Source organism: Sedimentimonas flavescens (genome assembly GCF_019264375.1).
Taxonomy (GTDB): Bacteria; Pseudomonadota; Alphaproteobacteria; order Rhodobacterales; family Rhodobacteraceae; genus Rhodobacter; species Rhodobacter flavescens.
Map to the genome: position 1 here is coordinate 1 of NZ_JAHVAI010000056.1, position 1167 is coordinate 1167.

General features: G+C 68.0%; 1 protein-coding gene. It reads left to right on the forward strand.

Going from position 1 to position 1167, the window contains the following annotated elements; genetic code table 11:
- The first annotated feature begins 252 nt into the window (after positions 1-252).
- Entirely contained in the window at positions 253-1149 is an 897-nt protein-coding gene (locus KTQ37_RS16650; RefSeq protein WP_236021307.1) for a DUF7146 domain-containing protein, read from the forward strand.
- The last annotated feature ends 18 nt before the right edge of the window (positions 1150-1167 follow it).

The window sequence follows — 1167 nt, forward strand, 5'->3', positions numbered from 1 at the left end:
TACGGAACATGTTGCGGTGCGGATTATGTTGCGGTTGCGGTTCTGGTCCCTGTTTTGCTGTGGATTTCGCGGGGCTGGGCAACATAACCTCAGCGCAGCGGGGGGAGTTTCGTGAAGGTGCGCGATGCAGCGGAACTGTCACGCCGCCTCGCGCGCGATGCTGAGGCCGTGTGTCGGCATTACCTTCCCAACGGGCGGCGGCAGGGTCAGTACTGGACCGTCGGCGATGCGCGCAACACGCCGGGGCGGTCGATGTTCGTCCGGCTGAAGGGACCGGAGGCAGGCCCCGGTGCCGCCGGTCATTGGACCGATGCCGCCACGGCCGAACATGGCGACCTTCTCGACGTGATCCGGGAGAGCTGTGGCCTGACCTCGTTCGGCGATGTTGTCGAGGAGGCGCGGCGCTTCCTGAGCCTGCCACTGGTCGAGCTTACCCGGCGCGACAGTCCTATGCCTGCCCGCGCCACCATGGTGTCGCCGGATGCGGCACAGCGGCTGATTGCGATGGCGCAGCCGATCCGGGGCACCCCGGTCGAGACCTATCTGGCTGGTCGTGGCATCGCGCCGGTCGAGGACGCGGGGGCGTTGCGGTATCATCCACGCTGCTACTATCGACCCGACACAGGCGCACCAGCGCAGCCACGTCCGGCGATGATCGCGTCCGTCACCGACCTGCAGGGCAGGATCACCGGAGCGCACCGCACCTGGCTCGCGCCGGACGGCTCGGGCAAGGCGGCGGTCACCACTCCCCGGCGGGCCATGGGCAACCTCCTAGGCAATGCCGTGCGCTTCGGGGTTGCGGATGAGGTTCTGGCCGTCGGCGAAGGGATCGAGACGATGCTGTCGCTGCGCGCGGCATTGCCGGGCATGCCGATGGCGGCAGCATTGTCGGCTGGTCATCTGGGCGCGTTGGAGATCCCGCGCAACTTGCGGCGCCTCTACATCGCCCGCGACGCCGATGCCGCGGGCGACAGGGCCGTCGCCACTCTGACCGCACGCGCGCTAGCGGCGGGGATCGACGTGCAGGTGCTGTCGCCCCGAGGCGGCGACTTCAACGACGACCTGCAGGCCACCGGCCTCAACCAGCTGCGCGCAGCACTCCACCCCCAACTCACCCCAGAAGATGCAAACAAGTTCGGCGAAGGCTGAACAGCGAGGAGGATCGAA